Here is a 620-nt window from a genome sequence, read left to right as displayed (position 1 = left end):
CGCTACATGCGCGGCAAGTTCACCAACTGCGAGCTCTACGACTGGATGGTCGGCCAGCTCTCGACCCTCTACTTCCAGACCTACCAGCTCGCGTTCGACCTCGCCAAGCGAGCTGAGCGGGCCTATCGCCATGAGCTGGCGATCCCGAGCGACGACCAGCCGATCATCAAGTACGGCTACTGGGACAGCCTGCGCAAGGGCCTGCTCGCGGGTGAGCGCCTCAACCATGATCTCGAGCGCCTCGACCTCGCGTACATGGATCGGGACATCCGCGAGTTCGAGCTGCGCAAGAGCGTGTCGCTGGCCGCGCTCGATCCGGTCGAGCTGCGGACGCTGCAAGAGACGGGGAGCTGTGACATCTCGTTGCCCGAGCTACACTTCGACCTCGATCATCCCGGGCACTATCTGCGGCGGATCCGAGCGGTCCGCCTGACGATCCCCGCGGTGGTCGGGGCCCACGTCAGCCTCGGCGCGCGGCTCGAGCTGGTCGGGCACAAGACGCGCATCGACCCCGGCGTGCAGCCCTCCTACGCCGAGACGGAGGCGCCGGATGAGCGCTTCCGGGTCGGCTACGGCGGCGGCGAGGCGATCGCCACGAGCACCGCGGTCTCCGACGGCGG

General features: G+C 68.1%; 1 protein-coding gene. It reads left to right on the top strand.

What is annotated here, in order from left to right:
• The coding region (locus ENSA5_RS38280; RefSeq protein WP_219906863.1) for a Tc toxin subunit A-related protein at window positions 1-620 on the top strand (620 nt) is incomplete at both ends.

The organism is Enhygromyxa salina (assembly GCF_002994615.1).
Taxonomy (GTDB): domain Bacteria; phylum Myxococcota_A; class Polyangia; order Nannocystales; family Nannocystaceae; genus Plesiocystis; species Plesiocystis salina_A.
The sequence above is the reverse complement of the archived record's forward strand: the minus strand, read 5'-3'. Positions and strand labels throughout refer to the sequence as shown.